Source organism: Streptomyces sp. NPDC040610 (assembly GCF_055594065.1).
On sequence record NZ_JBVIXA010000017.1, the window covers coordinates 170716 to 182652 of the forward strand.

Consider the following 11937-nt stretch of genomic DNA (forward strand, 5'->3'; position numbering starts at 1 on the left):
ACGTCCGCGCCCGCGCTCACCCGCACACCGCCACGAACCGCGCGGCCCGCGCCCGCAGCGCCCCCACGTCCCCGCCGTCCGCCGCGTCACCGACCAGCGGCGAGCCCACTCCGACGGCGACCGCGCCCAGCTCCAGATACTCCGCGGCGGCCGCCGCGTCCACACCGCCGACCGGCACGAACGGCAGGTCGGGGAACGGCCCGCGCAACGCCTTCAGATACGCCGGACCGCCCACCGCCGACGCCGGGAAGATCTTCAGGGCGCTCACGCCCGCCGCCCCGGCCGCGATCACGTCGGTCGGCGTGAGGACCCCGGCGAGCACGGGCAGCCCCCGGCCGACGGCGGCGTCGACACCCGGGCCGAGCCCCGGCGTCACCACGAGGTTCGCGCCCGCGTCGGCCGCGCGCGCCGCGTCGTCCGCCGTGAGGACCGTGCCCGCGCCGAGCCACGCGTCCGGCCCCAGCTCGGCCCGCGCCCGCCGCAGCACTCCCAGCGCGTCACTGCCGCTCAGCGACACCTCGACCAGCGGCACACCGCATTCGACGAGCGCCATGACCGCACGGAACGACGCCTCCGCGTCCGTGCCGCGCACGATGGCGACGAGCCGCCGCGCCCGCAGCTCCTGCATGAAGTCGACCATGCACCCCAGGCTCGCACAGCGCCCCGGGCTAGCCTCCGCGCCCCCGGGGCACCGGCCCGGTCAGGCCCGGTCCGGGTGCCGCGCCTTCCAGTACGGGTTGTCGTGCGGCAGCGTCGCGCTGACGCGCCCGTACATCCCGAAGAACATCAGGAGCACGCCCACCACAAAGCTGAACAGCACGTTCTGGATGCGGAACGCGAGGAAGTTGAGGCTGCTCTCGAGGAGGGCGAGATTGACGAAGCCGCTGAGGATGAACGCGATGCCGAGGACCATGTTCAGGGTCGACGCGAAGTTGCCGCCGATCACCATCCCGGCGAAGAGGAGCAGCCCGACGCAGATCGACAGGACGCTCAGCGCCCCGTTGGTGTTCAGGCCCGCCACGGTGTCGCCGCGGGTGTCGAAGAACCCGATCTTGTCGATCAGGCCGAGGATGCCGAACGCGAGCAGGACCAGACCCATCAGACCGGCGCCGAAGCGGTAGATCCGGCTCAGCCGGTGGTCGACGGGGAGATGCTCGTCGAGGGTGACGTGCCGCCTGCGGTCCTTGGACCGGGGGCCGGGGTGAAGTACGTGCGTGGCCATGTCCGCCTCCCTGAATCCTCACCTGCGCGCGGAGGCCCGTCCTTCGTCCTTCCAGGATCCGTCAAGGGACCCCCGATCGCCAACAAGAGCGCGGCTGACCAGCACCTTCGTGGACTCCCGGCGGGACCGGACAGGCCCTAGGCCCCCTGCCCCCGCTCCTCCCTGATCTGCGCGACGACCCGCGCGACGGTCGTGCGCACCCCTTCCGTCTCGGTCAGGAAGTGCCAGTAGTCGGGGTGGCGGCCCTCCAGGGCGGCGACGGCGCGGTCCAGCCGGGCCACCGAGTCGTCGAGGGGGCGGGCGTGGCGCGGGTCGGGCTTCTGGCGGCCCGCCATGGCCAGGCGCTGGGCGTCCCGGACGGCGAAGCGGGTGCGCTCGATCTCCGCCTGCGGGTCCTTCGACACGGCGTTCAGCCGCCGCAGCCGGTCACCGGCGGCGGACACGGCCTCGTCGGTGGAGTTCAGCAGCGCCCGTACGGTGGAGAGCAGGGCCGTGGCGTCCGGCCAGCGCTGGTCCTCGCGGGCCCGCTGCGCCTCCTTCAGCTTGGTCTCGGCCTGCCGCACGTTCTCCTCGGCCTGCTGCGGCACCTGCTGGAGGTCCTGCCAGCAGGCGGCGGTGAACCGGCGCCGCAGCTCGCTGAGGATCGGCTGCACCTGCTCGCTGCGGGTGGTCAGGGCCTGCGCGCGGGTACGCAGCGACACCAGGCGCCGGTCGATCTCACGGGCCCGCTCCGGCAGCCGCTCGGCCTCGGCGCGGACCGCTTCGCCGTCCCGTACGACACGGTCGGCGCGCTGCAGGGTGTCGGCGACGCCGTGCTGCCCGGCGCCCTGGTTCAGCTTGGTCAGCTCCGGGGCGAGCGCGGCGAGGCGGCCCGCGAGGTCGTCGGCCTTCAGGCCCGCGGCCCGGACCGCGTCCAGGGCGTTGCTCGCGGCGAGCAGCGTCTGCCGGGCGCGCTCCACGGCCGGGGCCAGGCGCGCCAGTTGGGTCTCGGCCTTGTCGAGCAGCGGCGACAGGCCCTGTGTGAACCGGTCCAGGTCGTTCTTGGCGCTGCCGAGAGCGTCCTTGGCCTGCGTCAGCTCGGCGCGGGCGCGTGCGGCGGCCGACGCCTCCAGGTCGTCGCGGTCGAGGTCGTGGGCGTCGACCGCGGTGATGTACTGATGGCTCACCTCGTCGATGCGCCGCCCGAACGCCTCGAAGTCGGCGGCGGCCTTGCGGGCGGCCGGGGAGGAGTCGACGGCCGCGATGGTCTCGATGGAGATCCGCAGGTCGCGCTGCGCGCTGTCCAGCTCGTAGAACGCGGCCGCGGCGGCGTCCTTCGCGGCCTGCGCCTCGGCCCGCACGCTCTCCCCGCGGCCGCCGAACCAGCGCCGCGTACCGCCGCCGGCGAAGGAGGCGGGCAGGGTCGCGGCGAGGAGGGGCAGGGGCAGCAGGACGAGGGCGAGGGTGTCGCGGGCGGCGGACCGCAGGGGCGGTCGCGACTTCTGCCGTCGCCGCCCGTCGCCGGGCGCGGCGCCGCAGCGCGAGGCGACGGCAGCCGCGGCGGACACCGCCGACGACGTCCATCTGTTCCTTGTGTACGGCCGCGGAGGTGTTGCCGTCACTGTCCCTCTCCCGTGCTGTTCGCCCTGCCCGGTTCATTCTCCCACCGGTTAGGGACGAACACACGGGCCGGTCAGTTCGCGCTGCGCACTGTGACGTTGCCGTCGGCGCTCCGCACGGACACGTGGTGGGGGCTGCGGTCGTCGCGGGGAACGGTGACGTCGGTGCCGCCGTCGACGGTCTCGGTGTCGACACGGTACGAGGCGGCGCCGCCCTTCCCGCCGCCCTTCCGCACGGGCAGCGCGATGTCCACGGACCCGTCCTGGCTGCGGGCCCGGAGCCGGTCGGGGGCGGCGGCGAGGTCGAGCCGCACGGAGCCGTCCTTGGAGGTGGCGCTGACGCGCTTGGAGGTGACGCCGACGGCGCGCACGGATCCGTCGACGCTGCGCAGGTCGAGCGGCCCGCTGACGTCGCGCAGGCGCACGGACCCGTCCGCCGTACGCACCTTCAGCGGCTCCCGGAACCCGGTGGCCGTCACCGAACCGTCCTTGTTCACGACGTTCACGGCGGTGCCCCGGGGCACGACGACGCGATGCTTGGCGGAGCAGTTGCTGATGACACCGCTGCACGTGACCCGGAAGGTGAGCCGGTCCCCGTCCATCTTCCACGTGACCTTCGGGCTCTTCCCGAGCACGGTCCGCCCGTCGAACCACCGCGTCACACGTACGTCCTTGGCGTCCGCGTCCCCGCTGACGACCAACTCCACGGCCGAGTCGTCCGAATCCACCGTGAGGGTCCGCCCCGACAGCGCGAACGACCGCTGCTCCGGGTCGGAGTCGTCCGAGGCATCCGCCCCGCACGCAGCGACGAGCCCGACGACAGCGGTCGTCGTCCCCACCGCGACCAGCACCCGGATCCCCCGCGAACGCGGCTCCTGCCGCGAACGACGACTGCGGACGGCCATGTCTCTCTCCCCTTGTTCCACCGGCCCACAGCCCCTGCCGCAAGCACAGGACGACCGTACGAACCCGCACCCACCCAGACGATCCGGACCACTACCGGATCCGGGGTGGGGCTAGCCCCCGCACCACCGGGGACCTTCGTCCCCACCCCCCCGACAGGGGTTTGCGGGGCCGCCCCACCGGCAAGGTAGGCTGTCGGAACATTCCGGGCGCGTAGCTCAGGGGTAGAGCGCTGCCCTTACAAGGCAGATGTCGGCGGTTCGAAACCGTCCGCGCCCACTGGATTGACCAGCAGTGAGGCCCCGTATCCCCAGCTCAAGTGGGATGCGGGGCCTTGTTGTTGGGGTTCGGGGCGCACTCTGGCTTTCACGTCGCGCACTCTGACTACACCCTGACTGCCGCGACTTGGCTCCTAAACCGCTCCTAAATGATCTCCACGTTTACGCAGGTCGGCCGCCGGATGTGGGGCTCCGTGCGCAGCAGACCGCCCCCGTCTCCGCGAGGCGGAGGCGAGGGCGGTCCCAAGTGCCGGGTCGTCACAGTGAGGGGGCTCAACCGGTGCGACCCGACACGCTCAGGGTGCGAGCGCTACCTCATGTGTAACAGGCACAGGCCTTCATGGTCATGGCCCGAATGGGTGAACACACGTTCTATTCTGGAAAATGCCTCTGGCCCTGCGGCATATGCCAGAGCCGCAGGGCTGAGCACGGACGAGCGGGCCCTCCAGAGCGCGCCCGCCGACCTCGTCCGCTAGATCCGCCAGCCCGGTATCCGGAGGGGATCAGGCGTGGGCGGGGGCTGGGCGCTGCTGCCGCCCGGGTCCATGGCTGCACACGGGCCGGTGTGCACGAGGGAGAGCACCACGCGGGACGCACCGAGCCAGACGTGGGGCATGAACCCTTCGCCGGGGCCGAACGCGCGCTGGCAGCACGCGCAGTAGGCCGCTCCCCACCCCGCTCGCTCCCGCGCCCGCATGGCCTCGTACTTCATCGTCAGCGTCGTATCGCACGGGCCGGTCCGGCAGATCGTGCAGTGCGAGACGTGCCCGTTCCAGTCGAGGTACGCGGCCAGAGCCACAGCCTGAACCTCGTGGCACGGCGCGCAGGCGTGCGGGTAGCAGCCGTCGGCGTCGCCGAGATGCACACTCTGACCGGGCAAGATCACTTCCGGGCACCAGATGCACGCGTTTCCCGCGCGCTGCTCGATCGTGAGGGCGCTCGCGGCGGGGACCAGGAAGACTCGTACGGCCGCGGCCACGTCGGTCACGTCCACCGCGGCCGCCTCTTGTCGGCGGCGAGCCGCGCCGCACGCACGGCCCGGCGCAGGCGCACGCCCTGGCCGCACTCGACGCCCTTGCCGCACGTCGGGCAGTCGTCGAGATGGCGGAGGTGGATCCGGTACAGCTCCTCGGCGCGCGACGTCGCGCCGTCGGTGACGGTCACGACTCGGTCGGCTTCAGCGTCTCGGCGGTGGAGAGCAGCGCGGCCAGGTGTGCGGGGTCGCACAACTGCCCGCGACGCTGCGGCTCCACTGCCCAGTAGGTGATCGGTGAGACCTGCGGGCCGACCCGGGGCACGGCCAGGTAGATGCCCTTGCCTAGGCGGTCCTCCGTCCCCTCCCAGGCGGCGTCGGGCGCGACGAGGACGTAGTACAGCCCGCTGCCGGTCCGGACGTCCCGGATGACGGGGCCGTGCAGCCAGTCGAGCAGCGCCGCGCCCACGGTGCTTGGGTCGTCGCTGCCGACGGCGGCGTGGATGCGTCGTGCCTTGACGCGGATCGCGTCGAAGCGCCCGCCGAGCGGGAGGAGCGCGACGCCGTGGTTCGCCCACTCGGCCTCCGCCTGACGCGGGACGGGATGGGCACGGGCCAGCCAGTCCCCGATCGCTCTCCTGTCTGCTGTCGTCATCGGGCTGCCCCCACGGTCGAAGTGATGTGCCTCACAACCGCGACCGTAAGCAGTCCCTCCCGAGCTCACCCGAACTATCAGCTCGGGTGAACCACAGGCTCGCCAGTCAGACGAGGCCCATCCGTACGGCAAGCTGCTCAGCCTGCCGCGCGTGCATCGCCCGCGCGCGGCGGATCGCCGTCAGTACCAGCTGCCGTGCAAGCGGCGTCCGCCCCAGGTCTTCTGGGGCGATCGCTTCCAGGCTGAGCAGCGAGAGGAGCGCGGCGGCATCGTCACGCCGTTGGCTGTGACAGGCCGCCACCTCCAGCCCGAACGTGAACTCCCGCTCCACTGAGGGCAGCCCGGCGGTGTCGATGGCGTCCGCAGTGTGCAGCGCTTCGCCAGCCTCCCCCGCCTCCATCTCGATGGACACGGCGTGCAGGGCGATGTTCGTCGCCCCGAAAACCGTCCAGCCGATGTTGCTGCCGTCCGGCACCGCGCGCGCCGCAGGCGCCGCATGCTCAACCAGCCGCTCGCGCGCCTCCCACCAACGGCGCCGACGGGCCGCCCCAAGCACGGCCACTAGCTGCAGCGCACCCCCCATCGCCCGGCGCTCCACCTCCGGCATCTGAGCGCTGGCGACTTGCTCAGCCGCTCGCAGGGCCAGCTCCTCCGCCTCGGCTGGCTGGCCCGCAGCGAGAAGTACGTGCCCGAGGTTCCACTGTGCGGTGGCAATGCGCAGCGGATCGTCAGCGTCCTCGGCGGCACGCATCGCACGGTCAGCCGCCAGGGTGGCAAGGTCGACGCGGCCCGTACGGCGCAGATACGAGCGGAGCAGGCAGTACAAGTCCGCGGCGGCCCGGAGCACAGCACGGCGCTCTGCCGGGTCCGCCCCGGCCCGGGCGATGCGCACGGCATGCTCGACAGCGGCGACCAGGCCGGGCAGCGTCTCGGCCGCCTTGGTGAAGCGATCGCCCGCCGTCTGCCAGCTCTGCCACGCTGCTTCCACCCGTCCTCGCAGCTCCGCTGAAGGTACGGGCTCGGTGCTGCTGGCCGGCCCGTAGCCAAGCAGGGCGCGGCCCACCGCAGTCTCGCAGTGTCAGCCGACTCCTCTTGAGCAGGCGGCCGTTCGGAGAGCAGCGCGGCGGTGGGTACCCCCAGCTCCTGCGCGAGGGCATACAGGATGGGCAGGGACGGCATTTTGAGGCCGCGCTCGATCTGGGACAAGTAGTCGGGTGAGATCCCGACCAGCCCGGCGACCGCGTCCTGTCGGCGCCCCCCGCGGTAGTGCCTGATTCGGTCCCCGATAGGGAGGTCCGGTGCCACCATGTGCCCACTCCTCGCTCACTGCTTCTGAGCGTAAGGTGCCCGCTACGCGGGGACAGCGGAATGCACCGAGATAGGGGGCACCGTGGCGAGGCTGGTGCTGTGGGACATCGACCACACGCTGATGGCGATGCGCGGACTTGGCAGTGAGCTGTGGTCCGTGGCATTCAAGGAGGTGACAGGTGTGCCCCTGCGCGAGCAAGCGTCTGTGACCGGGTCGACGGAGCGCGTGATCCTACGGGAGACGGCGAAGTTGCACGACATCCCCTTCAGCGACGACCTGTTCAGGCGGTTCGCTGACGCGCTCGGCGCCGTCCACCTGCGTCGGGCGACTGAGGTCCGCGAGCGTGGGCACGCGCTGCCCGGGGCCGCCACCGTCTTGGCGGCGCTCGACGCGCGCGGTGTCCAGCAGTCCGTAGTGACCGGCAACGTCCGCGGTGCGGCCGAGGTCAAGCTCGCCACGTTCGGCCTCGACACCTACCTTCGCCTCGACGACGGCGCGTACGGGGAAGACGGCGAGGAGCGGCCCGAGCTGCTGCGCGCTGCGCTGGCCCGCGCGGGCGTCCCGGCCGGGGACGCCGTCTTCCTCGGCGACACCCCTGCTGACGTGACAGGCGGGCTCGACGCCGGTGTGCGGGTGGTGGCGGTCGCCACCGGCAAGGCGTCCCGAGCTGAACTCCAGGGCGCTGGCGCCGAGGTCGTCCTCGACGGGCTCGCCGACAGCGAGCGGGCCCTCGACGCGATCAGGGCATGACGAAGAGCCCCCTTCCACCCGAAGGCGGAAGGGGGCTCGTTCATGCGTACTGGCGTCGGGTGGGGTCCAACGCGGCGGCCTGCGGCGGCGGATCGTCGCCGGGGTCGGGGGCGCCGTCGCGTCGGCACACGAGGGCGTCGGGGTCGCCGGGCGGGGGCTGGAGGGTGTAGCCCGACGGGCAGTTCTGCCCGTCGCGTCCGTCCTTGCCGTCCGCGCCAGCGGGGCCGGGCTCGCCCTGAGGGCCAGCGGATCCGGGCTCGCCCTGCGGTCCCGGTGGTCCCGAATGACCACGCGGCGAGGGTCCGGGCCAGCTACCGGAGGGTGCTGGCTGCAAGGAGACCGGCTTACTCACGTTCAGGGCAAGGGTGCCTATGGCCCTCGGCCCGTCCAGCACTGCAAGCGCGACAGCCTCCTAAGTGTCGGGAATGCTGCGCTCCTGATCTTTCATCATGGCAGATGCTCCTGGAGCGGCTAATTATGAATTCGAGTTCCTCGAATCGCGATGCCGCTTGATCATAACAATCAATGCCGCAATCATAAGCGTCATCCAGATGATGATTTCCAGGGTTCCGAATCCGGAGCCGAGGGCAGCCAGTACGCCAAAGAAGATTGCGAGGATCAAGAGAATCTTCGCGACGAGAAACATAATTGGGGCTACTCCTCTGCGTTAGGCGCCACTGCCAGCGACCTTCGTCTTACCGTTTCCGTAGACTTTGACCTTAGCCCACGGGTAGATGTTTGCGTAGCAGCCTATGGAGCCTGCGAAGCAGAGCTCTACATGGCGCTTCATAAGCGAAGTGGCCGAGGCCGCCGGGACCTTGGATTTCCGGTTCTCGATCCTGGAGCCGACCTTGACGACGTCCGCCTCATTGCTGAACCGGTCGTACCGCTTGCCCCAGGCGCGCACCTTGCCGCCCTTGTAGTTGAAGCGGGCATACGTGTGGTACTTGAGGATCGTCTGGCCGAGATAGCTGCGATGAGTGTGGGTGATGTGGGTCATCTTCCACTTACCCCCCTTGACCTTGGCGGCGCGAATCCGCCCGCTGTCAGCGCCCACCTCCTGAGCAGCGGGTGCCACATCGGCTTCCTCGGGCGCCTCCTCCTCTTCTGCGTGATCGCTCTCCATGGCCTCGGCCGGGGGCGCGACCTCAGCGAGCTCAGTGGCGCTCAAGGGCTTACCGGACCTGGGGGATACAGCTTCTCCGTCCTCGGTGATCACTGCTTCCTTGACTGTGGTTTCGCTCTTCGAGGGGTCCCCGACCACTTTGGCGACCAGCGGATAGTTCTTCACGAAGTCTTCGATCTCTGCCGAGCTCGCGCTGCCTGCTTCGATCTTGGCCAGGAGGTGCTTAGCCGACGAGAACTGCCGAGCTTGTTCAGCCGTAGGCGTGGGCAACTTCGCCGAGCGAGGGCCCGCCTCGCCACCCGCTGACGCTGTTGGCGCCAGAGACGCGAGGGCGATCGCGGTCGCGGCCAACGTGGTTCCGGCGCGACGGCCTATAGTCGTTACGTTCTGGTGCATGTTTCCTCCGATGGTGAGCGCGCACCGAACACGCTGCGGTCCGGGGGCAACCGGGCCGCAGCATCACGCGCAGTGATCAGAAGCTATCAAGATCGCGGCCGTTGCCATCCTTGCGGCTGAACGAAACGTAAGAGTTTCGACAAGGTCCTTGCGGAAGTCGTTGAACTCTCAACTTGGCGGCACTGCAGTGATTCTGATCGAGAGTCAGAGGTTGGCGAACTCTCGATGGAGCGAATCGCCGCGCTGTTGGGAAGAGGGGAATGCGTCAAACAATGTCCGGATTCTTCCGCATCTGAGGCGGTGCGTGAGCGATGCCCTTCGATGCCTCGGGCGTAGGTTGCACCGCCGTCATCGTGCTGCTGCCCCATCGTGCGAGGCCTCTCGCAGCGGCTGACGGCCGCGCTCGCGGCGCAGGCGGCGGCATGGCTGCGGGAGGCCGGGCCCGGGCGGCAGGCGCGCACCGACAGCGGGGACGCGTACACGACGACGCCGGGTGGGCTCGTGGTGGAGGTGCTCGCGGGGACCACGCGCCATGGCGTCGTCACCGTCACGCGGATCCGCTGCCCTGCCCTGCCCCGTCGATTTGGAGACGAGAGATCGTCAGAACGCCTGCTGCGCGCTTCCCTCCCGGCCGCCCATCCCGGATCGCAGCACGGACTCTTCGATGAGGAACGCGAAGGTGCGGCCGCCCTCGTGCAGGATCTGCTGACGTTCCATCCGCGTAGCCACCGCCGCGTCGACATCGTCCACCGTGACCCGACGGCGCTGCACGGCCCGCAACACGGCCTCGGTGTAGGCGCGGCTCTGGATGAGGCCCGGTACGAACCATGAGGAGTAGGCCCGGAATCGGCTGGTGCGATCGAAGAGCGGCCGTACGGACTCCTGCGCCCGGCGCAGTCCGTCGCGCTCCATACGCCGCCACTCGACGAACATGCCCTCGATGGCGCGGAGTTTCTGGACGAGGTCCGCGGCCTGGTCCTCGGCACCGCAGGCCCCGCACCAGGCCAGGATGTCGTCGGCCGACGGCGACGTGCGGGCAGTCTGAATCCTGGAGACCTTGGACGGGTACCAACCCAGTCGCTGCGCGAGTTCGCTCCCCTTCAGCCCGGCGTCCAGACGGATCTCGCCGAGGCGTGCAGCGAGGTCCTTCCGGGCCTGCTCTGCGCTGGATGATGCCGACACGGCTATGGGTGTACGCGGTCAGGCGGGCCGGTATTCGCTGTGCGGGACAGCCCGTTGCCACACAGCCTCGAAGGCTTCCGCATGCAGCTTGGCGAGCACGGGATCAGACAGGTACTCGCGGCCGTCCTCGGCGAGCTGGCCGTCGCCGGTGAAGTGGTGGACTAGGAGCAACTCGTCGTCGAACACCCAGCAGTCGTTGGCCGGGAGCAGCAGGCCAGTCGCCCGTCGGCGCGGTAGCCACCGCACTTCCTCGCCTGCTGCCACGTTCCCGGCTGTCAGATCGTGCTCGTAGCAGATGTAGTCGTGCAGCGGTTCGGACACGACGCGAACCCGCCGGACCGCGACACCGCGATCGGTGGCGGCCTGGACCGCTGCATGCCAGCCACCCCACCAGGACGTGCGGTCGTCCAGGTTGAGCCGCTTGCCCTCCTGCCAGGCGATGAACTCGGGATCGTCCAGCATGTAGCTGTCGCGCAACTCCAGGTGCACCGCTGAGCGTTGGGCCTGCGCCAGGCGCTACGCGCTGGTGGTTGCACTTGCTTCCTCTCCACTGCTCTCTGGGTGGGGGATGCACTTCAGCATGACCGCAGGCAGCCTAATGATCGTCTCGTGATCCGGCACATCCGTGGAGTGTCCAGGGATGGATCCGATCTCCTGGCACGCGCGGACTTCCTCCGGCGTCGCCTTGTACGACTGGATCAGGAGGTCCCCCCGTTTCCTCGTGGAGCCAGATCGTCGGGGACTCGTCGGTGGGGGTGTTGGGGATGATGCCGAGAAATCGAAGGACCATCGCGTTCTCCTCTGCCGAGCGGATTCCACGCTGTTGCACGCACGGTAGCCGCTGGCGAATTCTGGGCAACAGGACGCCTGCCCATGCGCTGTTGTCGTTGTCGGGCTCTACGCTTGCGACATGTCCCCCACCCGCCGCCGCCCTGGCGCCGCGCGCCCTCCCGCGGCCATCAACGAGGACATCCGCTCGCTCTGGCAGCGCCACGACCCCCGCGTACGCCTCACCCCCACTCAACGCGCCCTGTACGAACGCCTGCTCATCGAGTGGACCACTGCCGTACGCGGCGCGCAGATCGCCATCGCCGCCTGACCCCGGACACGACGAACGGCCCCCTCCGCCCGAAGGCGAAGGGGGCCAACTGGGGGCGCCGGTAAGAACCGTGTCACCGATCCTGCTGGCTTATTCCGTGCCCGGCGGGGCTGGCGGCTCGTTGGTCGGGACAGCAGCGGCCGTCTTGGCGATCCCGGTCGCGGGTGGGGTGTGGAATGTCGATGCGGCCGAGGCCGTGGCCGACCGTGCCTGAGCTGACCGCGCAGGTGGCGCGGGCGGTGGCGGCACGGGCCCCGTACCCGTTGGCGATGCGGGTCCGTGACGAGCTGGGTGAGGTGTTCGTGGAATGCCGATGATTTGGACGCGGCTACCGGCCAGGCGACGCCCCTTGGAGCCGACGGACCGCCGCCGCGCTTGATCACCAGCATCGCGACCACCGACGCCACAGTGACCGATGCGGAAATGACCGAACCGGTCCATCACAT

Annotated in this window: 12 protein-coding genes, 1 tRNA gene and 3 pseudogenes; 3 read left to right on the forward strand and 13 right to left on the reverse strand. The window is 70.3% G+C overall.

What is annotated here, in order from left to right; all coding sequences use genetic code 11:
- Nucleotides 1–16: 16 nt before the first annotated feature.
- The 4 genes from ACZ6AA_RS37010 to ACZ6AA_RS37025 form a co-directional block, all read right to left on the reverse strand.
- Complete coding sequence (locus tag ACZ6AA_RS37010) at nt 17–640, reverse strand: bifunctional 4-hydroxy-2-oxoglutarate aldolase/2-dehydro-3-deoxy-phosphogluconate aldolase (RefSeq protein ID WP_468449502.1); 624 nt, start codon at nt 638–640, stop codon at nt 17–19.
- A 60-nt stretch (nt 641–700) separates the two neighbouring features.
- Nucleotides 701–1222, reverse strand: coding sequence for a DUF4383 domain-containing protein (locus tag ACZ6AA_RS37015; RefSeq protein WP_468449501.1), 522 nt, complete (start codon nt 1220–1222; stop codon nt 701–703).
- A gap of 137 nt (nt 1223–1359) precedes the next feature.
- Nucleotides 1360–2823 carry a hypothetical protein gene (locus tag ACZ6AA_RS37020; RefSeq protein ID WP_471462866.1) on the reverse strand — a complete coding sequence of 488 codons (1464 nt, stop codon included), beginning with the start codon at nt 2821–2823 and terminating at the stop codon, nt 1360–1362.
- A 71-nt stretch (nt 2824–2894) separates the two neighbouring features.
- Complete coding sequence (locus ACZ6AA_RS37025; RefSeq protein WP_468449499.1) at nt 2895–3725, reverse strand: DUF4097 family beta strand repeat-containing protein; 831 nt, start codon at nt 3723–3725, stop codon at nt 2895–2897.
- 205 nt (nt 3726–3930) lie between these two features.
- Between ACZ6AA_RS37025 and ACZ6AA_RS37030 the strand changes: the two genes are divergently transcribed.
- Nucleotides 3931–4002 (forward strand) — tRNA-Val (locus tag ACZ6AA_RS37030).
- Nucleotides 4003–4473: 471 nt separating this feature from the next.
- Here the strand turns inward: ACZ6AA_RS37030 and ACZ6AA_RS37035 are convergent.
- From ACZ6AA_RS37035 to ACZ6AA_RS37055, 5 genes and pseudogenes are all read right to left on the reverse strand, one after another.
- On the reverse strand, nt 4474–4995 hold the full coding sequence (locus ACZ6AA_RS37035) for a hypothetical protein (RefSeq protein ID WP_471462867.1): 522 nt from the start codon (nt 4993–4995) through the stop codon (nt 4474–4476).
- The gene (locus ACZ6AA_RS37040) at nt 4986–5165 is read right to left on the reverse strand and encodes a hypothetical protein (RefSeq protein ID WP_468449497.1); all 180 of its coding nucleotides are present in this window, start codon (nt 5163–5165) and stop codon (nt 4986–4988) included. The genes ACZ6AA_RS37035 and ACZ6AA_RS37040 overlap by 10 nt, the downstream gene beginning before the upstream one ends.
- Nucleotides 5162–5629 carry a hypothetical protein gene (locus ACZ6AA_RS37045; protein WP_468449496.1) on the reverse strand — a complete coding sequence of 156 codons (468 nt, stop codon included), beginning with the start codon at nt 5627–5629 and terminating at the stop codon, nt 5162–5164. Before ACZ6AA_RS37045 ends, ACZ6AA_RS37040 begins: the two co-directional genes overlap by 4 nt.
- 106 nt (nt 5630–5735) lie before the next feature.
- Entirely contained in the window at nt 5736–6617 is an 882-nt protein-coding gene (locus ACZ6AA_RS37050) for a transcriptional regulator (RefSeq protein WP_471462869.1), read from the reverse strand.
- Between the two features lie 194 nt (nt 6618–6811).
- Nucleotides 6812–6937: pseudogene (locus tag ACZ6AA_RS37055) on the reverse strand (helix-turn-helix domain-containing protein); the annotation flags it as partial.
- An 82-nt stretch (nt 6938–7019) separates the two neighbouring features.
- Here ACZ6AA_RS37055 and ACZ6AA_RS37060 point away from each other — a divergent pair.
- Nucleotides 7020–7688 carry an HAD family hydrolase gene (locus ACZ6AA_RS37060; protein ID WP_468449494.1) on the forward strand — a complete coding sequence of 223 codons (669 nt, stop codon included), beginning with the start codon at nt 7020–7022 and terminating at the stop codon, nt 7686–7688.
- A gap of 667 nt (nt 7689–8355) precedes the next feature.
- On the opposite strand, the gene ACZ6AA_RS37065 is transcribed toward ACZ6AA_RS37060, so the two are convergent.
- From ACZ6AA_RS37065 to ACZ6AA_RS37080, 4 genes and pseudogenes are all read right to left on the reverse strand, one after another.
- A complete protein-coding gene (locus ACZ6AA_RS37065) occupies nt 8356–9210 on the reverse strand; it encodes a hypothetical protein (RefSeq protein ID WP_468449493.1) in 855 nt (284 codons plus the stop codon).
- A 609-nt stretch (nt 9211–9819) separates the two neighbouring features.
- Nucleotides 9820–10398 (reverse strand): annotated as a pseudogene (locus ACZ6AA_RS37070) (Scr1 family TA system antitoxin-like transcriptional regulator); the annotation flags it as partial.
- Nucleotides 10399–10410: 12 nt separating this feature from the next.
- Nucleotides 10411–10881 carry a DUF6879 family protein gene (locus ACZ6AA_RS37075; protein WP_471462871.1) on the reverse strand — a complete coding sequence of 157 codons (471 nt, stop codon included), beginning with the start codon at nt 10879–10881 and terminating at the stop codon, nt 10411–10413.
- A 27-nt stretch (nt 10882–10908) separates the two neighbouring features.
- Nucleotides 10909–11182, reverse strand: a pseudogene (locus tag ACZ6AA_RS37080) (hypothetical protein).
- 120 nt (nt 11183–11302) lie between these two features.
- Here ACZ6AA_RS37080 and ACZ6AA_RS37085 point away from each other — a divergent pair.
- Entirely contained in the window at nt 11303–11491 is a 189-nt protein-coding gene (locus tag ACZ6AA_RS37085) for a hypothetical protein (RefSeq protein ID WP_468449491.1), read from the forward strand.
- The last annotated feature ends 446 nt before the right edge of the window (nt 11492–11937 follow it).